This window comes from Pseudomonas fluorescens (genome assembly GCF_041354075.1).
Classification (GTDB): Bacteria; Pseudomonadota; Gammaproteobacteria; order Pseudomonadales; family Pseudomonadaceae; genus Aquipseudomonas; species Aquipseudomonas fluorescens_CE.
Genome location: NZ_JARZGC010000010.1, coordinates 20,711 through 39,257, shown reverse-complemented (window position 1 = coordinate 39,257; position 18,547 = coordinate 20,711). Strand labels below are relative to the sequence as shown.

At 60.1% G+C, this 18,547-nt stretch carries 17 protein-coding genes; 11 read left to right on the top strand and 6 right to left on the bottom strand.

Features of this window, described 5'->3' with window-relative positions; genetic code table 11:
- The first annotated feature begins 67 nt into the window (after window positions 1–67).
- The 3 genes from QIW53_RS14940 to QIW53_RS14930 are packed head-to-tail and all read left to right on the top strand — an operon-like array spanning window position 68 to window position 3,785.
- Window positions 68–601 carry a (2Fe-2S)-binding protein gene (locus QIW53_RS14940; protein WP_371050384.1) on the top strand — a complete coding sequence of 178 codons (534 nt, stop codon included), beginning with the start codon at window positions 68–70 and terminating at the stop codon, window positions 599–601.
- Window positions 598–1,584 (top strand): FAD binding domain-containing protein, encoded by a 987-nt coding sequence (locus QIW53_RS14935; RefSeq protein WP_371050383.1) that lies wholly within the window; start codon window positions 598–600, stop codon window positions 1,582–1,584. The genes QIW53_RS14940 and QIW53_RS14935 overlap by 4 nt, the downstream gene beginning before the upstream one ends.
- On the top strand, window positions 1,584–3,785 hold the full coding sequence (locus QIW53_RS14930; protein ID WP_371050382.1) for a xanthine dehydrogenase family protein molybdopterin-binding subunit: 2,202 nt from the start codon (window positions 1,584–1,586) through the stop codon (window positions 3,783–3,785). The genes QIW53_RS14935 and QIW53_RS14930 overlap by 1 nt, the downstream gene beginning before the upstream one ends.
- On the opposite strand, the gene QIW53_RS14925 is transcribed toward QIW53_RS14930, so the two are convergent.
- Window positions 3,782–5,020, bottom strand: a complete 1,239-nt coding sequence (locus QIW53_RS14925) for an MFS transporter (protein WP_371050381.1) — start codon at window positions 5,018–5,020, stop codon at window positions 3,782–3,784. The genes QIW53_RS14930 and QIW53_RS14925 overlap by 4 nt on opposite strands.
- A gap of 380 nt (window positions 5,021–5,400) precedes the next feature.
- Here QIW53_RS14925 and QIW53_RS14920 point away from each other — a divergent pair, with 380 nt between their 5' ends.
- The 3 genes from QIW53_RS14920 to QIW53_RS14910 all read left to right on the top strand — a co-directional run bounded on the left by QIW53_RS14920 (window position 5,401) and on the right by QIW53_RS14910 (window position 8,099).
- On the top strand, window positions 5,401–6,843 hold the full coding sequence (locus QIW53_RS14920; RefSeq protein ID WP_371050380.1) for a cytochrome ubiquinol oxidase subunit I: 1,443 nt from the start codon (window positions 5,401–5,403) through the stop codon (window positions 6,841–6,843).
- A 3-nt stretch (window positions 6,844–6,846) separates the two neighbouring features.
- Window positions 6,847–7,854 carry a cytochrome d ubiquinol oxidase subunit II gene (gene cydB / locus QIW53_RS14915; protein WP_371050378.1) on the top strand — a complete coding sequence of 336 codons (1,008 nt, stop codon included), beginning with the start codon at window positions 6,847–6,849 and terminating at the stop codon, window positions 7,852–7,854.
- A 77-nt stretch (window positions 7,855–7,931) separates the two neighbouring features.
- The gene (locus QIW53_RS14910) at window positions 7,932–8,099 is read left to right on the top strand and encodes a DUF2474 domain-containing protein (RefSeq protein WP_371050377.1); all 168 of its coding nucleotides are present in this window, start codon (window positions 7,932–7,934) and stop codon (window positions 8,097–8,099) included.
- 77 nt (window positions 8,100–8,176) lie between these two features.
- Here QIW53_RS14910 and QIW53_RS14905 read toward each other — a convergent pair whose 3' ends face one another.
- Window positions 8,177–9,301: a methyltransferase gene (locus QIW53_RS14905; protein ID WP_371050375.1), complete on the bottom strand. Its 1,125-nt coding sequence runs from the start codon at window positions 9,299–9,301 to the stop codon at window positions 8,177–8,179.
- Window positions 9,302–9,458: 157 nt separating this feature from the next.
- Window positions 9,459–10,184: a helix-turn-helix transcriptional regulator gene (locus tag QIW53_RS14900; RefSeq protein WP_371050374.1), complete on the bottom strand. Its 726-nt coding sequence runs from the start codon at window positions 10,182–10,184 to the stop codon at window positions 9,459–9,461.
- Between the two features lie 322 nt (window positions 10,185–10,506).
- Between QIW53_RS14900 and QIW53_RS14895 the strand changes: the two genes are divergently transcribed.
- Complete coding sequence (locus QIW53_RS14895) at window positions 10,507–11,283, top strand: ferredoxin--NADP reductase (RefSeq protein ID WP_371050372.1); 777 nt, start codon at window positions 10,507–10,509, stop codon at window positions 11,281–11,283.
- A gap of 42 nt (window positions 11,284–11,325) precedes the next feature.
- Here the strand turns inward: QIW53_RS14895 and mscL are convergent, their stop codons facing one another.
- Entirely contained in the window at window positions 11,326–11,742 is a 417-nt protein-coding gene (gene mscL / locus QIW53_RS14890) for a large-conductance mechanosensitive channel protein MscL (protein ID WP_371050371.1), read from the bottom strand.
- A 593-nt stretch (window positions 11,743–12,335) separates the two neighbouring features.
- Between mscL and radA the strand changes: the two genes are divergently transcribed.
- Complete coding sequence (radA, locus tag QIW53_RS14885; protein ID WP_371050370.1) at window positions 12,336–13,703, top strand: DNA repair protein RadA; 1,368 nt, start codon at window positions 12,336–12,338, stop codon at window positions 13,701–13,703.
- A 61-nt stretch (window positions 13,704–13,764) separates the two neighbouring features.
- Here the strand turns inward: radA and QIW53_RS14880 are convergent, their stop codons facing one another.
- Complete coding sequence (locus QIW53_RS14880; protein WP_371050369.1) at window positions 13,765–14,133, bottom strand: PilZ domain-containing protein; 369 nt, start codon at window positions 14,131–14,133, stop codon at window positions 13,765–13,767.
- 159 nt (window positions 14,134–14,292) lie between these two features.
- Between QIW53_RS14880 and QIW53_RS14875 the strand changes: the two genes are divergently transcribed.
- From QIW53_RS14875 to yjiA, 3 genes are all read left to right on the top strand, one after another.
- Window positions 14,293–16,359 carry a carbon starvation CstA family protein gene (locus QIW53_RS14875; protein ID WP_371050368.1) on the top strand — a complete coding sequence of 689 codons (2,067 nt, stop codon included), beginning with the start codon at window positions 14,293–14,295 and terminating at the stop codon, window positions 16,357–16,359.
- A 14-nt stretch (window positions 16,360–16,373) separates the two neighbouring features.
- On the top strand, window positions 16,374–16,571 hold the full coding sequence (locus tag QIW53_RS14870; RefSeq protein ID WP_371050367.1) for a YbdD/YjiX family protein: 198 nt from the start codon (window positions 16,374–16,376) through the stop codon (window positions 16,569–16,571).
- A 156-nt stretch (window positions 16,572–16,727) separates the two neighbouring features.
- Window positions 16,728–17,699 (top strand): GTPase, encoded by a 972-nt coding sequence (gene yjiA, locus QIW53_RS14865; protein ID WP_371050365.1) that lies wholly within the window; start codon window positions 16,728–16,730, stop codon window positions 17,697–17,699.
- A gap of 293 nt (window positions 17,700–17,992) precedes the next feature.
- Here the strand turns inward: yjiA and QIW53_RS14860 are convergent, their stop codons facing one another.
- The gene (locus QIW53_RS14860) at window positions 17,993–18,523 is read right to left on the bottom strand and encodes a hypothetical protein (RefSeq protein ID WP_201194916.1); all 531 of its coding nucleotides are present in this window, start codon (window positions 18,521–18,523) and stop codon (window positions 17,993–17,995) included.
- Between the last annotated feature and the right edge of the window lie 24 nt (window positions 18,524–18,547).

Below are 18,547 nucleotides of genomic sequence, written 5' to 3'. Positions count from 1 at the left end.
GAAGTCGTACCCCTTATGACGGCGGTTTGCCAAAACGCCGCAACGTACGACCAACCGTGAGGTGTTTATGAGTGCGACCTTCCCCGACGAGACGCCGCCGTCGTTTGTCCGTTATCCGTTGTCCCTGACGCTCAACGGCCAGCCTATCCAGGTAGAGGTTCTGCCCTGGACTACGTTGCTGGATTTGCTGCGCGAGCAACTGGGCCTGATCGGCAGCAAAAAAGGCTGTGATCACGGCCAATGCGGCGCCTGCACGGTGTTGCGTGACGGCAAGCGCGTGAATGGCTGCCTGACCCTCGCGGTGATGTGCCAAGGGGCCGAACTGACCACGATCGAGGGCCTGGCGGATGGTGATGAACTGCATCCGATGCAGCAGGCTTTCATCCGCCACGACGCCTTTCAATGCGGCTATTGCACACCGGGGCAGATCTGTTCGGCGGTCGGGCTGGCCAATGAAGGGCGGGCGCAATCCAGTGCCGACATTGCAGAGCTGATGAGCGGCAACCTGTGTCGCTGCGGTGCTTACAGCAATATCCGTGATGCCATCGAAGAAGCGCTGCCGGCGTGCCGCCAGCGTGTCGGACAGGGAGGCGAACAATGAACCCTTTCCATTACAGCAAACCCCTTTCGGTACAGGAGGCGGTGCAGCTTGCCGGTCCGGCCTCGCGCTTCATCGCCGGGGGGACGAACCTGCTGGACCTGATGAAGGAAAATCTCACACGGCCGGAGCATCTGATCGACATCACCGGGCTTGCCCTGAACGATGTGAGCGAAACAGCCAGGGGTGGGGTGATGATCGGGGCCCTGGTCAGCAATGCCGACCTGGCCTGGCATCCGTTGATCGAGCAACGTTACCCGTTGTTGTCCCAGGCCATCCTCGCTGGCGCATCGCCGCAACTGCGAAACATGGCCAGCACGGGCGGTAATCTGCTGCAGCGTACCCGTTGTTACTACTTCTATGACGCCGCCGTGCCGTGCAACAAACGCGAGCCGGGCAGTGGCTGTCCGGCGCGCACAGGGCTCAACCGGATTCACGCGATCCTCGGCGCCAGTCGCGACTGCGTGGCCACGCACCCTTCGGACCTGTGTGTTGCGCTCGCCGCCTTGCGCGCGGTGGTCCATGTCCAGGGCCGCAGCGGTGCACGGACGATTGAATTCGCAGACTTCCATCGACTGCCCGGCGATACCCCGCAGCGTGACAATCAACTGACGGACGATGAGTTGATCACGGCCGTCGAGCTGCCGGCAGCGGGTTTTGCCGAGCACAGCCATTACCTGAAAATTCGTGATCGCGCGTCCTATGCCTTCGCCCTGGTTTCCGTGGCGGCGGCACTGGAGTTGACCGGGCCGGTCATCCGCGAGGCGCGCCTGGCCCTGGGTGGCGTGGCGCACAAACCCTGGCGCGATGAAGCGGTAGAGACCTGGCTGGTGGGCAAAACGGTGAGCGAAGACACGTTCGGTGTTGCTGCGGATGCGCTGCTGCAAAACGCCGAGCCCCTCGAACACAACGCTTTCAAGGTGGCGCTGGCGCGTCGGGCGATCATTCGCGCCTTGAGCACTGCCGCGCAGGGAGGGCACGCCTGATGAATACCTTTACCCAACCCATGGGTCAGCCGCTGGACCGTGTCGACGGTCGCCTCAAGGTCACCGGCCAGGCTCGGTACGCCGGGGAGTTCGCAGAAACTGGCTTGCTGCACGGCAGTGTCGTGTCCAGCCGCATCGCACGCGGCCGGGTGTTACACATCGATACCTCGAAAGCGCTGGCGCTGCCCGGCGTGGTGGCCGTGATCGATCACACCCATCGCCCGGACATCGCCAGCTACGACAAAAGCTACGAGGACGCCGATTCGGCTGACGGCTCGCCGTTCCGCCCGCTGTATAACGATCGGATCCTGTACAGCGGGCAGCCGCTGGCGCTGGTCGTCGCCGACAACCTGGAACTGGCGCGCCATGCCGGCTCGCTGATCACCATTGAGTACGCGCCCGAGCCGCATCAGACCGATCTGTCGAGCCTGCAGGGCGACGCTCGTCCAGCGCCTGCCGAGTTGCCCGAGCCCCGCGGGAATTTTCAGGCCGAGTTCGCCGGTGCGGCCTTGAGCCTGGACCTGCACTACAGCACGCCGATCGAACACCACAACCCGATGGAGCCGCACGCCAGTACGGTGCTGTACCAGGCGGATGGCAGCCTGCACATTCACGACAAGACCCAGGGCACGCAGAACTGTCAGGCCTATGTGCAGAAGGTCTTCGGCCTTGAGAAAGAGCAGGTCAGGGTGTTCGCGGCCTATGTCGGCGGCGCCTTCGGGTCCGGTCTGCGTCCGCAATACCAGCTGCCCCTCGCCGTGATGGCCGCACTGCACCTCAAGCGCTCGGTGCGCGTGACCCTGACACGCCAGCAGATGTTCACCTTCGGTTATCGCCCGCGCACCCTGCAGCGCCTGCAATTGGGGGCGGCGGCCAATGGGCGTTTGCTTGCGGTGGCACATTCTGCAATTGGCCAGACCTCGCGTTTCGAGGATTTCACCGAGCATGTGGTGGAGTGGAGCGGCATGCTGTACCACTGTGACAACGTGCAGATGAACTACAAATTGCTGCCACTCGACGTGTACACGCCACTGGACATGCGCGCCCCCGGTGCGGCGCTTGGGCTGATCGGCCTGGAATGCGCGATGGATGAACTGGCCTGCGCCGTGGCGATCGACCCGGTGCAGTTGCGTTTGATCAATTACGCGGAGCGCAATCAGAACGAAGACAAGCCCTGGTCCAGTAAAGAACTGCGCGCCTGTTATGCCCAGGGCGCCCAGCGTTTCGGCTGGGAACAGCGTAATCCCGAGCCGCGCAGCATGCGTCGTGGCCGGCTACTGGTGGGCTGGGGCATGGCCGGTGGCGTCTGGGAAGCGATGCAGCAGAAAGCCAGTGCCCGGGCGGTGCTGGATCAGCAGGGCAAACTGACCGTCAGCAGCGCGACCACGGACATCGGCACCGGGACCTACACCGTGATGACGCAAATCGCTGCGCAGGCGTCAGGGGTTTCTCTGGATAACGTCACCTTCGTCCTCGGCGACTCTTCATTGCCGAAGGCGCCATTGCAGGGTGGGTCATTTACCGTCTCGTCGGTCGGCACCGCCGTGCAGCAAGCCTGTGAGGCGTTGAAGGAAAAGCTGCTGATGGTGGCGCGACAGACGTCGGAGGACTTCGCCGGCGTGACGACGCCGCAGGCTGTTTTTGCAGAGGGCTACCTGTCGTTCGGTGATGCGCGGATGGCCTTGGCCGAACTGGTGAGAAGCAGTGGCGAAGACATGATTGCCGTTCAAGTGGACGCCGAGCCGGAAAAGACCCGCGACGCCTTCGCCACCGCAACGCATTCGGCGGTGTTTGTCGAGGTGCTGGTGGACGAGACATTGGGCACGGTGAAGGTCAATCGGGTGGTCAGCGCCATCGCGGCAGGGCGGGTGGTCAACCCGAAAATGGCTCGCAGCCAGATCCTCGGCGGCGTGGTGTGGGGGATCGGCATGGCCCTGCACGAAGAGACGCAAACCGATCATGAACTGGGGCGTCACATGAACCACAGCCTGGCCGAGTATCACATACCGGTCAACGCCGATATCGGCGACATTGATGTGCTGTTCGTCGAAGAACAGGACAAAATCGTCAATGCGCTCGGATCAAAAGGCGTGGGTGAAATTGGCATTGTCGGGGTGGCGGCGGCAGTGGCCAACGCCATTTACCATGCCACCGGCAAGCGGGTGCGGGATTTCCCCATCACCCTCGACAAGCTGCTCTAGACCTTGGCTTCTTCCGCCGGCACATGCATGCGGTCACGGTTGGCCAGGGTCGGGAACAGCTTGATCCAGACCCCGGTCACCACCAGCGTGCCCAAGCCGCCCATGACCACGGCCGGCACGGTGCCGAACCAGTGGGCGGTGACGCCGGACTCGAACTCGCCCAGTTGGTTCGAGGCACCGATGAACAAGCCGTTCACGGCGCTGACCCGACCGCGCATCTCGTCCGGTGTTTCAAGCTGCACGAACGACGCACGGATGACCATGCTGATCATGTCCGCCGCCCCCAGCACCACCAGCACGGCCAGGGAGAACCAGAACGAGGTCGAGAGGCCGAAGGCAATGGTCGCCACACCGAACACGCCGACAGCCGTGAACATCACGCGACCGACATGGCGATCCACGGAGAAGCGCGCCAGCCACAGCGACATCAACAAGGCACCGACAGCTGGCGCCGAACGCAGCAAACCCAGGCCCCAGGGGCCGGTCAGCAGGATGTCCTTGGCGAACACCGGCAGCAGCGCCGTCGCCCCGCCGAGCAATACGGCAAACAGGTCCAGGGATATCGCCCCGAGAATGTCCGGACGGCTGCGGATGAAGCGGATGCCGGCCAGCAGGGAATCCAGAGTCGCCTTGCCCTTGTTCAACGGCGTTTGCCGGGCGGGCAGGTTGAGCATCAACAGGCAGGCGATGACGTACAGAATCACGGTCGGTCCGTACACCCAGACGCTGCCGAAGGCATAGAGCAGGCCGCCGAGGGCCGGAGCGACGATGGTGGCCGACTGTTGCGCCGACTGAGCGGCGGCGACGGCGCGGGGAAACAGCGCAGCCGGCACGATGCTCGGCAGCAGCGCCTGGGTCGTCGGCATCTCGAACGAGCGGGCGGCACCGAGCAGAAAGGCGAGGATGAAGATCATTTCCCGGGTGATGTGGCCGGTGGCGCCGCTGATCGCAAGGGTCAGCGCGATGAACGCCTGCAGCGACTGGCAGATGGCCGCGACCTTGCGTCGGTCATAACGGTCGGCGACATGCCCGGTGTGCAGCATGAACAACACTCGCGGTGCGAACTCCACCAGCCCGACCAGGCCCAGGTCCAGCACGTTGCCGGTCAGCTGATAGAGGTTCCAGCCGATGGCCACGGTGAGCATCTGAAAGCCGCTGGCGGTGAAGATCCGGGCCAGCCAGAACGCGATGAAAGGGCGGTGATGACGTAACAGCAAAGGCGCTTGGCTGGGCATCAGGAGCAGATCTTGAGCAAAGGGAAGGGCGAGATTATCACCAACCTGTAACCAGAAGTTGCAGAGCTGGCAAATTTAGTTAGCCAGACACCGATCTTCCGGGAACCGAAGTCGCTCCTTCGACAGGCCGTCACTGAGGCAACCTGTCACGCGGCAATAGACCACACCGTCCATCGTCAAAAACCGGACTACTCTTTTACCCAAGCTTGATCCAGATCAAGACCCTTTGCGGATTGATCCGGTGGCCAGATGGCCAGACTCCCTACGATGTGATGTTTGTAAAAAAAGAACGAATCGAAATTCGCCACACTCCATATCCGTGGGGGCAGTGGGTGTAGGCCGCAAGCCTTCAGCCGGTATTACCTGACAGAGGAAGACTTATGTTCGGTTTGGAGGCGCTTGAACTCGCCCGGATTCAATTCGCGTTCACCATCTCGTTCCACATCCTGTTCCCGGCCATCACCATCGGCCTGGCGAGCTACCTGGCGGTGCTCGAAGGCCTGTGGCTGAAAACCGGTAACGACACTTACCGCGACCTGTACCACTTCTGGTCGAAGATATTTGCCGTCAACTTTGGCATGGGCGTGGTTTCCGGCTTGGTGATGGCCTACCAGTTCGGCACCAACTGGAGCCGTTTCTCGGACTTCGCCGGTTCGGTCACCGGACCGTTGCTGACCTACGAAGTGCTCACCGCCTTCTTCCTCGAAGCCGGATTCCTGGGGGTCATGCTCTTCGGCTGGAACAAGGTCGGGCGTAACCTGCACTTCTTTTCCACGGTCATGGTCGCCATCGGCACACTGATCTCGACGTTCTGGATTCTCGCGTCCAACAGCTGGATGCAGACGCCACAGGGGTTTGAAATCGTCAACGGCCAGGTCATCCCCACCGACTGGCTGGCCGTGATCTTCAACCCCTCGTTCCCCTATCGCCTGATGCACATGGCCACGGCGGCCTTCGTTGCCACCGCCTTTTTCGTCGGTTCTTCGGCGGCCTGGCATCTGTTGCGCGGCAAGGACAATCCGGCAATCCGCAAGATGCTGTCGATGGCCATGTGGATGGCGTTGATCGTGGCGCCGATCCAGGCCGTCATCGGCGACTTCCATGGCCTCAATACGCTGGAGCATCAACCCGCGAAGATCGCTGCCATCGAGGGGCACTGGGAAAACAAGGGTGACGAAGCGACCCCGCTGATCCTGTTCGGCTGGCCCGACATGAAAGAGGAGCGGACCAAATATGCTGTGGAGATTCCGTACCTGGGCAGCCTGATTCTGACCCACTCGCTGGACAAGCAGGTACCGGCGCTCAAGGAGTTCCCGCCTGAGGACCGGCCGAATTCCACCATCGTGTTCTGGTCGTTCCGGATCATGGTGGGCCTGGGGCTGCTGATGATTTTCACCGGCCTGTGGAGCCTGTGGCTGCGCAAGAGCGACAAACTGTATACGTCGCGGCCGTTTCTGTATCTGGCGTTGTGGATGGGACCATCGGGCCTGATTGCGATTCTCGCCGGCTGGTTCACCACTGAAATCGGCCGTCAGCCGTGGGTCGTCTACGGCCTGATGCGCACGGCGGACGCGTCCTCCAATCACAGCGTGATGCAGATGAGCATCACCCTGGTGCTGTTCGTGGTGGTGTATTTCGTCCTGTTCGGTGCCGGTCTTGGCTACATGATGCGCCTGGTGCGCAAGGGGCCCAAGACCCATGAAGCCGAGGAAACGCCGGATGGAGGTCCAGGCAAGAAACGCACCCCGGCCCGTCCGCTGTCCGCTGCTGACGATGATGGCGCCGACGACCACCACAGCCCAAGCCTGACCAAGGAGATTTGAATCATGGGTATCGATCTTCCGCTGATCTGGGCCGTGATCATCATCTTCGGCATCATGATGTACGTGGTCATGGACGGCTTCGACCTGGGGATCGGGATTCTCTTCCCCTTCATCCCGGGCAAGACGGACCGGGACGTGATGATGAACACTGTAGCGCCCGTCTGGGACGGCAATGAAACCTGGCTGGTACTCGGGGGCGCGGCGCTGTTCGGTGCGTTCCCGCTGGCGTACTCGGTGGTGCTCTCGGCACTGTACCTGCCCCTGATATTCATGCTGATCGGGCTGATCTTTCGCGGCGTGGCGTTCGAGTTCCGCTTCAAGGCCAAGGACGACAAACGTCATCTGTGGGACAAGGCATTCATCGGTGGATCAGTGGCCGCGACTTTCTTTCAGGGCGTGGCGCTTGGGGCGTTCATCGATGGACTGCCGGTGGTCAACCGCCAGTTTGCCGGTGGTTCGCTCGACTGGCTGACGCCGTTCACGATGTTCTGCGGCGCCGCTCTGGTGGTGGCGTATGCGCTGCTCGGCTGCACCTGGCTGATCATGAAAACCGAAGGCAAGCTGCAAGAGCAGATGCATGACCTGGCGCGACCCCTGGCCTTCGTGTTGCTGGCGGTGATTGGCGTCGTCAGCATCTGGACACCGTTGGCCCATGCCGAAATCGCCTCGCGCTGGTTTACGCTGCCGAACCTGTTCTGGTTCCTGCCGGTACCGATCCTGGTGCTGGTGACGATGTATGGCCTGATCCGCGCGGTGGCGCGCAATGCGCATTACACGCCGTTCCTGCTGACCCTGGTGCTGATCTTCCTTGGCTACAGCGGCCTGGGCATCAGCTTGTGGCCGCACATCGTGCCGCCGTCGATCTCGATCTGGGACGCTGCCGCACCACCGCAAAGCCAGGGTTTCATGCTGGTCGGTACCTTGTTCATCATCCCGTTCATCCTGGGCTACACCTTCTGGAGCTACTACGTGTTCCGCGGCAAGGTAACCCATGAAGATGGGTACCACTAACCAGCGCATGAAGTCGTATTGCTCGCGATGGCGTCATCAAAGGCGCCATCGCATCCGCACAAGAGGAGTGCAACGCCATGTCGGGTAAACACACTTTGCAGGAAATCGAGGCCGCCGAGAAAAAGCCGCTGTGGAAACGACTGGGCTGGCTGGCGATGATCTGGGCGGGCAGCGTGCTCGCGCTGTTCATCGTCGCGAGCCTGATGCGCCTGTTCATGAATGCCGCCGGGCTGTCGACCCACTGACGTCGAATCATCCCATCCGCTGCCCTTGGCACGGATCTTCAACCCTCCTGCACCGGAGGGTTTTTTTTGTCCGGCGATTATTTGCGGGCTTTGAGAATGACGAACTTGGGTGTGGCCGCCACTTGCTCGACACCTCGGAACAACCGCGCCAACTTGCTGTGATAACCCAGGTGGCGATTACCCACGATGTACAGCGCTCCGCCCACCACCAGTGCGTCCCGCGCCTGCTGGAACATTCGCCAGGCGAGCAAGTCACCTACCACTTGCTGCTGGTGAAACGGCGGGTTGCACAGCACCACGTCCAGCGATTGCGCGGCCTGCTCGGCCAGGCCGTCACCGGCTCGCACAATCACCTCCCGCTCACCCAGTGCGGCGCGCCAGTTCTCGGCCGCCGATTGCACGGCCATGAACGACTCGTCCACCAGCGTGTAATGCGCTTGCGGGTTCTGCAGGGCGCTGGCGATGGCCAGCACGCCGTTACCGCAACCGAGGTCGGCCACGCGAGCCGTACCCAGATTCGTCGGCAAATGCGGTAGAAACGCACGGGTGCCGATGTCCAGGCCTTCGCGGCAGAACACGTTGGCATGGTTGATCAGTTCGATGGCCGGCGAATCCAGTCGATAGCGCGTCGGGTAGGGTGAGGTCGCCGCTACGTTGCTTTCAGCCGTGGCGATCAACAGCCGGGCCTTTTTCACCGCCAGTGAGGCTTGCAGGGGGCCGATGTAGCGTTCGAGCAAATCGCCCGCAGCACGGGGCAGGTGCTTGATCATGGCGCCGGCGATTACCTGGGTACCGGGAGCCAGCTGGGTTTGCAAGCGGATCAGTTGTTCCTCGAGCAGGGCCAGGGTTTTCGGCACGCGGATCAGCACCCGGTCGAAGGGACCGGTGAAGGTCTCGTTGGCCGCCACCTTTGGCACGGCGTCAAACCCGTGGCCATTACGGGAGAGATTCTTTTCCAGGCCCAGAAAGGCCAGGTAAGAGTCACCGCTGCTGGTGACCTGCACCTTGCCCACCAGGCTCGCAGCCAGGGCTCCGAAGCTGTCGTTGAGCACCAGCACGCGTGTCTGTGCCGTCGGTTGCTGCGAGGCCAGGTGATTGAGCAGGTATTCATCGGCCGCATCAAACGCCTGCAGCGGTTCGTTCTGCTGTTCTGGCTGGCGGATCAGGTCGAGTCGGGCGAAGGGCGTTTCGAGCAAAGGCATGGGGCGGGGCTCTGGGTGATCAACGGGAATCCCGCGGCCCAGGGGCGTTGTAGCGGGCGAAACCGACCGAGTGAACTGCGTCGTGAAGGTGACACGCTCAACACTCAGGTGGCGTCGCAAATGGTACGTTTTTTTCCTTTGGATTACTTGCAGGTTTTCATCCGCCTGGGGTTTCCGGGCTATTCAGGTAGCCTGCCTTGATGGCGGCGATGATTGCCGAGATCTTGTTGGTGACGCGCATTTTCACAATCGCGCTCTGAATATGGAAATGAATCGTGCGCGAGCTCAGGTTGAGGATGCGCGCGCTCTCATCCGCCGTCTTGCCCGCCGCCGCCAGTTGCAGCACGTCGATTTCGCGAGGCGACAGGTGCGGGGTGGATGGTTGGCTGGGCAGCGACTGCATGATCAGGTGGTGCAGATGGCGACCCATGAACACGGAAAATCCAAGGTTTTCGTAAAGCTCCAATGGATTGATCGGGCAGTGGCTCCTGGCAAGACTCAAAACGCTGCTCAAGCCGCTTTCCTCGTCATGGAATGCCTGCGACCAGCCATGCTGAATGCCTTGTGCTTCGAGCGCCTCCCACAATGAAGGGGTCTTGGCGAACAACGCTTCGCTCCAGACAATCGGCAGCATTGATTGATTGCAATGCGCCATCACGGGGTCAAGAGTCAGCCTCTCACCCGTCCTCCCTGTATTCCATCCCGCCGGGAAGTTGTGGCGTTCAATGGTGTTTAACTTGTTGTTTCTGCTTTTGTAGGTGGTTGAAAAGGCAAAAAATTTGAATCCGATATTCTTCGCGAAACCGAGTGCACTGCGATAAGCGGAATCAATGTCCGTCGTGCACGACAGGTGAGTTAGTTGAGCCTCCTTCCATCGTTCCATCACGTTTCTCCAGACGTCGTTTTTTATCAAATGGGCTTGGATCCAGGATCCTGCACTTGATGGATTGTAGGAGGGTTCTTACAGGTGAGTGAGAATTTTTGGCTTTACCGGAATTGGCAATTTAAGTATCCAGTTCTATTAAACAATATGTTGATCTATATGTAATGACGGCGGTAATTATTAACCGAGTAATAACTCTAAGTATATGTTGCATGCCTGAAACAGTTGCAAGGGCATTGGTGGTTAATGGCACTACAAAGAGTGGGTGTTTAATTGCTGCGCTTTGCGGGACACTGAAGGGACTTTTTTCAGGAATCGTCCAATGACCGCCAGCGCAGAAAAATTCACTCCGCAGACCCTGCTGGATGTCCGACCGTTAACCCCGAACCTGTTCACCTTGCGCACGACACGTGACCCTGGCTTTCGCTTTCGTGCCGGTCAGTTCGCTCGGCTCGGGGTCACCAAGGCTGACGGAAGCACCGTATGGCGGGCCTACTCCATGGTGTCCTCGCCTTATGACGAATTCCTGGAGTTCTTCTCCATCGTGGTACCGGGTGGCGAGTTCACCAGTGAACTCAGCCGCCTGGGCGTGGGCGATACCTTGCTGGTCGAACGCCAGGCCTTTGGTTATCTGACGCTCGACCGATTCGTCGACGGGCAAGACCTCTGGATGTTATCCACAGGCACGGGGGTCGCGCCGTTTCTGTCGATCCTGCAGGATTTCGAGGTGTGGGAACGATTCGAACGGATCATTCTCGTCTACAGCGTACGTGAAGCGGCTGAGCTGGCTTACCAGGGGTTGATTGCCGAGCTGGGCCAGCGAGACTATCTCGCCGAGTACGCGCACAAGCTGCAGTTCATCCCCACCGTGACCCGCGAGCAGCACCCGGGAGCCTTGAACGGCCGGATCACCACGCTGTTGGACAATGGCGAGCTGGAGCGGGTCGCGGGCCTGGCCATGACGCCCGAGCATTCCAGGGTCATGCTGTGCGGGAATCCGCAGATGATCGATGACACGCGCAAGCTGCTCAAACAGCGGGGCATGAGTTTGAGCCTCAGCCGTCGTCCCGGCCAGGTGGCGGTGGAAAACTACTGGTAGGAATGACGGCGCCCCGAAGGCGCCGCATGGCTCAGCGGCCTGTTACTCGGGCCGCTGGTTCTGCGCTTTGAGCAGGTCGCGAATCTCCCCCAGCAGCTCCTCTTCCTTGGTCGGAACAGGCGGCAGAGTGGGCGCGACAGCCTCTTCGCGCTTCAAGCGGTTGATGGCCTTGACTCCCATGAAGATTGCGAAGGCGACGATGACGAAGTCGATCACCGTCTGGATGAACTTGCCGTACGCCAGCACCACCGCAGGCGTAGCACCCTCAGCGGCCTTAAGGGTCACTGCCAGGTCGCTGAAATCGACGCCACCGATCAGCAACCCGAGTGGCGGCATGATGACGTCGCCAACAAACGACGAAACGATCTTTCCAAACGCGGCGCCGATGATGATCCCGACGGCCATGTCGACCACATTGCCTTTGACCGCGAAGGCCTTGAACTCACTGATCACGCCCATAGGTTATTTCCTTGTTACAGATGAGGTTGGTTACCCAGTGTAAGCCAGCGACGGGCTTCTCGCTCGAAACGACTGGTTACAGAGATTGCCTGCAGTCGACCGGCCTGACGGAAAAAAGTTTATGAAATCATCCTGTCGGCGTGAGGGCTAACGGATTGCGCACCGGGGAGAGTGCTCGTCGATGCACTTGAAGCAGGAGTTTTAAACGCTGGGAAAGCGAGTAGAAGTTGGCTGTATGTAAAGGGAGTTACCTGAAACAAATTTTAACAAGTGTGTAGAGAGTGTGATGAATAATGATTGAATCAGACAGGTTGCTATTATAATGCCATTAGCTGACGAAACTTTGTTTAAACGGAAATCTCGGTATTTGTTGTACATGACTTTATAATTTTGAATGTGTTTGTATAGTTTTTTGATGCCGTAAATGAACGCTTGTCCTATCAGGCTTTATTTTCAGAGTTGCAATCTGACTAAGTTATCCGGTGGCTTGTTCGTCACCCTTGTGCGGGTTTCAAAAGTGCAAGGCGACCGAGTTTGAGGCGCCGGTTTCAGTCGAGCTGAGCTATCATCGCGTTTTTTTGCCGGGAGTTCAGATGGCCAAGGCCAAACGCATGTACGGCTGCACCGAGTGTGGCGCGACGTTTCCCAAATGGGCCGGCCAGTGCGCAGAGTGCGGAGCCTGGAACACCCTGACCGAAACCATGATCGAGAGTGGCGGGGCTGCCGCTCCAGCGGGTCGCACTGGTTGGGCCGGCCAGCAGGCGCAGATCAAGACCTTGGCGGAAGTCAGTGTCGAGGAAATCCCGCGTTTTTCCACCGCGTCCGGTGAGCTCGACCGAGTGTTGGGCGGCGGCCTGGTGGATGGCTCCGTGGTGCTCATCGGTGGCGACCCTGGCATTGGTAAATCAACCATCCTGTTGCAAACCTTGTGCAACCTTGCCAAGAGCATGTCGGCCCTGTACGTCACGGGCGAAGAGTCCCAGCAGCAGGTGGCCATGCGTGCACGGCGCCTGGGCTTGCCACAGGACCAACTGCGGGTCATGACCGAAACCTGCATCGAAACCATCATTGCCACCGCCCGGGTGGAAAAGCCCAGGGTCATGGTGATCGACTCGATCCAGACGATTTTCACTGAACAACTGCAATCGGCGCCGGGCGGCGTTTCCCAGGTTCGGGAGAGCGCGGCGCTGCTGGTGCGTTATGCCAAACAGAGCGGCACGGCGATTTTCCTGGTCGGCCACGTGACCAAGGAAGGGGCCCTGGCCGGACCACGGGTGCTGGAGCACATGGTCGACACCGTGCTGTATTTCGAGGGCGAATCCGACGGGCGCCTGCGCCTGCTGCGGGCGGTGAAGAATCGTTTCGGAGCGGTCAACGAACTGGGTGTGTTCGGCATGACGGACAAGGGCCTGAAGGAAGTGTCCAACCCTTCGGCGATTTTTCTGACCCGTGCTCAGGAAGAAGTGCCGGGCAGCGTGGTCATGGCGACGTGGGAAGGCACCCGACCGATGCTGGTGGAGGTCCAGGCGCTGGTGGATGACAGCCACCTGGCCAACCCGCGCCGGGTCACCCTGGGGCTGGATCAGAACCGGCTGGCCATGCTGCTGGCGGTCCTGCACCGCCATGGCGGCATCCCGACCCACGATCAGGACGTGTTCCTCAACGTGGTGGGTGGTGTGAAGGTGCTGGAAACCGCCTCCGACCTGGCGCTGATGGCGGCGGTCATGTCCAGTTTGCGCAATCGGCCATTGCCCCATGACCTGCTGGTGTTCGGCGAAGTCGGGTTGTCTGGCGAGGTTCGCCCGGTGCCGAGTGGTCAGGAGCGTCTGAAGGAGGCCGCCAAGCACGGTTTCAAGCGCGCCATTGTGCCCAAGGGCAACGCGCCCAAGGAAGCGCCAGCCGGGTTGCAGATCATTGCGGTCACCCGTCTGGAACAGGCCCTCGACGCCTTGTTCGAATAAACATCCGCTGAAAATGGATCCTCGTGGGCGCTAGCCGGCTGGCTCCCACGAAGGTCCTGAGTCAGATGTCGATCAGCGCCCCCAATTCCCGCTCGAGTTCCTGCGGATCGCCGAGGTTGAACTCGATCAGCCGCCGCAGCCGTTCGATCGACTCCAGGCTGATGTGCCGGCACACGAAGCCGAGCTGACCGTGATCTTCATGGGTCAATTGCACATCCATCCTGATGTCGATGTCATCGCTCAAATGAATGTCCACGGAAAAATCCTGTTCCCGATTGCCGAGCCACGGTTCGGGACGCTCGACCAACACGCCCTTGAGTGACAGGTCGACCAGTTTCACAGGCCAGATGAAGGGCCCCTGGATCAGCTCCGTTCTGGCATCGAACGCAATTCGTTTGAAGCGGCGGCGATCGGCGGGGTGCTCGCTCATGGCGCAATCCTCCAATGGATCCGCTGACTATAGACCCCCCTTGTGACAGCCTGCCAGCCAGGATCGGTGGCTAGACCAATGTCGGGTATGGTCTTTGCCGTCAGGAGAGCTAAACTCGGGGTGGCTGTCTTTCTTGTCCACCCTGGCTGGAATTAAAAAATGAAAAATAACAATAGCCTGCTCCGCCACATACCCTGGCTGCTGCTGGCAATCGTGGGAGCGTGCGCCCTTGGCGTCGTGGCATTGCGTCGAGGCGAGGCCATCAACGCCTTGTGGATTGTGGTCGCTGCCGTGGCCATCTACCTGGTCGCCTACCGTTACTACAGTCTGTTCATCGCCAACAATGTGATGCAACTCGATCCACGACGGGCCACCCCTGCCGTGCTCAACAACGACGGTCTGGACTATGTGCCGACCAACAAGCACATCCTGTTCGGTCACCACTTCGCAGCCATCGCCGGCGCGGGGCCCCTGGTCGGTCCGGTCCTGGCGGCGCAGATGGGCTACCTGCCCGGTACGCTGTGGCTGATTGCCGGCGTGGTGCTGGCCGGTGCGGTGCAGGACTTCATGGTCCTGTTCCTCTCCACTCGCCGCAACGGTCGCTCCCTGGGCGACATGGTGCGTGAGGAAATGGGCCGCATTCCCGGCACCATCGCGCTTTTTGGCTGCTTCCTGATCATGATCATCATCCTCGCGGTGCTGGCGCTGATCGTGGTCAAGGCTCTGGCCGAAAGCCCATGGGGCATTTTCACGGTGATGGCGACCATCCCGATCGCCATGTTCATGGGCATCTACATGCGCTATATCCGCCCGGGTCGCATTGGCGAAATCTCGGTGATCGGCGTGCTGTTGCTGCTCGGTTCGATCTGGCTCGGCGGGCAGATCGCTGCCGATCCGGTCTGGGCCAAGGCCTTTACTTTCACCGGCGTGCAGATCACCTGGATGCTGATCGGCTACGGTTTTGTCGCGGCGGTACTGCCAGTGTGGCTGATCCTGGCGCCGCGTGACTACCTCTCCACCTTCCTGAAAATCGGCACCATCATCGCCTTGGCGATCGGCATCCTGGTGACCATGCCCGAGCTGAAAATGCCGGCACTGACCCAGTTCGTCGACGGTACGGGTCCGGTGTGGAAGGGCGGTCTGTTCCCGTTCCTGTTCATCACCATCGCCTGTGGCGCGGTTTCGGGTTTCCACGCGCTGATTTCTTCGGGCACCACGCCAAAACTGCTGGATAACGAAACCAACGCTCGTTACATCGGTTACGGCGGCATGCTGATGGAGTCTTTCGTCGCCATCATGGCCATGGTTGCCGCCTCGGTGATCGAGCCGGGCGTGTACTTCGCCATGAACAGCCCGGCGGCGGTGGTCGGCGGTGACGTCGTTGCCGTAGCACAGACCGTCAGCAGCTGGGGTTTCGCCATTACTCCGGAAGCGCTGCAAGCGGTGGCCAAGGACATCGGTGAAACCACCATCCTGGCCCGTGCCGGTGGTGCGCCAACCTTGGCGGTCGGTATCGCGCAGATCCTGCACAGTGTCCTGCCGGGTGAAAACACCATGGCGTTCTGGTACCACTTCGCGATCCTGTTCGAAGCGCTGTTCATCCTGACTGCCGTGGATGCCGGCACCCGCGCCGGGCGTTTCATGCTCCAGGACCTGCTCGGTTCCTTCGTCCCGGCGCTCAAACGCACCGAATCCTGGACTGCCAACCTGATCGCCACCGCCGGTTGTGTGGCCATGTGGGGCTGGTTGCTGTACCAGGGCGTGATCGATCCATTGGGTGGCATCAACACCCTGTGGCCACTGTTCGGCATTTCCAACCAGATGCTGGCCGGTATCGCGCTGATGCTCGGCACTGTCGTGCTGATCAAGATGAAGCGCCAGCGCTACGTGTGGGTGACCATGCTGCCTGCGGTCTGGCTGCTGATCTGCACCTCGACCGCCGGCTTCATCAAGCTGTTCGATGCCAACCCGGCGATCGGCTTCCTGTCGCTGGCGAAGAAATACAGCGATGCGCTGGCCAACGGTCAGGTCATTGCCCCAGCCAAGAGCGTCGAGCAGATGCAGCACGTGATCTTCAACGCCTACACCAACGCCACGCTGACGGCGCTGTTCCTGTTCGTGGTCTTCAGTATCCTGTTCTACGCGCTCAAGGTCGGTATCGCCGCCTGGGGCACCAAAGAGCGTACGGATAAGGAAGCCCCCTTCCAGGCCCTGCCGGATGCGTAATCGAGGAGTGCAGCATGTTCAATGACTTGAGTCGCCTGGGTAAATACCTCGGTCAGGCCGCACGCCTGATGGTCGGCATGCCCGACTACGACACCTACGTCGAGCACATGCAGAACAAACACCCGGACAAACCGGTGATGAGCTACGAGGTGTTCTTTCGTGAACGCCAGGAAGCGCGTTACGGTGGCAAGGGTGGGCCGAAGTGCTGCTAATTCGGTAAGTGCTACCTCCTGTAGGAGCGAGCATGCTCGCGATGGTCGTCAACGATAACGCAGGGTCTCTGAATGCCCGTGTTGTCAGGATCGCCATCGCGAGCATGCTCGCTCCTACAGTTATTTTTACGCCTTGATATCCAGGAGACTCGCCCTTTGTCCTCTCCCATTCCCGTCACGATCCTCAGCGGATTCCTCGGCGCCGGCAAAACCACGCTGTTGCGCCACCTGCTCAAGGCCGAGCACGGGCTGAAAATTGCCGTAATCGAAAACGAATTCAGTGACGCCGGTATCGACACCCAGCTGTTGGGCGACGAGCCGGTGCAAGTGATGACGCTGTCCAACGGCTGTGTCTGCTGCACCATTCACACCGATCTGACCAAAGCGCTGTACCTGCTGCTCGAACGCCTGGACAGCGGCGAGCTCGCCTTCGACCGTCTGGTGATCGAATGCACCGGCCTGGCGGACCCGGCACCGGTGGCGCAAACCTTCTTTATCGACGAAGAATTGCGCGAGCGTTACATCCTCGACGGCATCATCACCCTGGTCGACGCCGCCCACGCCGATGTGCACCTGGCCCAGACCATTGCCCAGGCACAGATCGGCTTCGCCGACCGCCTGCTGGTGAGCAAGCGCGATCTGGTGGACGAACCGGCGTTCAACGCCCTGAGCGAACGCCTGACGCGCATCAACCGCCGGGCACCGATTCGTCTGGTGGATCATGGCAGGATCGATCTGGCCGAACTGCTCGATGTGCGCGGCTTCAATCTCAATGCCGACCTCGGCGGCGGCGTCAGTTTGCGTCCGGTCAGTTCGGTACCTTCGGTCGATCGCATCTCCAGCCTGGTGCTGCGCACCGACAAGCCGCTGGATATCGACAAGCTGAGCGAGTTCATGAACGAACTGCTCGAAGACCACGGCAAGCAATTGTTGCGCTACAAAGGGGTACTGAACATCAAGGGCGAGCCGCGACGCATGGTGTTCCAGGGCGTGCTGAAGTTGTATGGCTTCGATTGGGATACCGAATGGGCGCCCGATGAGGCGCGTGAAAGTGTGATCGTGTTCATCGCCGATGATTTGCCTGAAGAGAAAATTCGGGCAGGATTCGATAACGTGGCGGCCGGTTGAAAGCAACTCGCTGCCCGTGGGGTAGAACGCGGGCGCGATGAACTTTCGCGCCCGCTGGACGTAAGCAGTGACACTCACTTGATGTTTCGTCGTGAGGCTGGTGTGGCCGATATATTTCCCAACTAGCACAACGCTGATCTTTCAACTGTCTTCTGTGAATGTCCGCTTCTTGTATTTCGAGTTTCGAGCGCGCAGAAGTTAGCGGGCGTGGATATTTGCAGGCACGCTTGAGTTGAATATCAAATCCCTTTCCAGGAATGCTCTCGAACTATTCCTGCGAGTCGTTGAAATGATCAGGCTGCGCCCCGACTCTCAATGTCGAGTTTGAACTCCAGGGGCTTGGCTTTGTGCGACTCCGTGCAGACGAGCCCGCCGACTTTGGTGTTGCCTCGCACACTGAGTGTTTTGCCGCCTCTGGTGCGGATCCGGATGGATGCCGTCTCTTCGCCCAATTGGTCAAGCGTGATGATACGGCCCTGCTGGTCCAGGAGATTGAAAGTGGTTTGTCCGCTGTTGGGCGAATAGGCTCCGATGAAGTCCTTCGTCTCATTACTCAATGCCTGACGATGGTACAGCCCGTTGGTGAACAGGTAGATGGAATAATAGTCGTCGATGCAATAGAAATAAAATTTCAATTGATGCGGTGACACATCGCTTTTGACGCACAAATGGTTCGAGACATCCATATTGGCCTCAAATGACCAGGTGTCGTAATCCAGCTTTTGTATGTAAGTGGTTTTGCCATAAGTCAGTCTGGGTAGATGCAGGTTACCGTGCGAGGTTGATAGTGTTGCAACGAAAGAGCGTTCTTTGTTCTGTCCCATTGTGTTATGTCCATTAACTGGTTT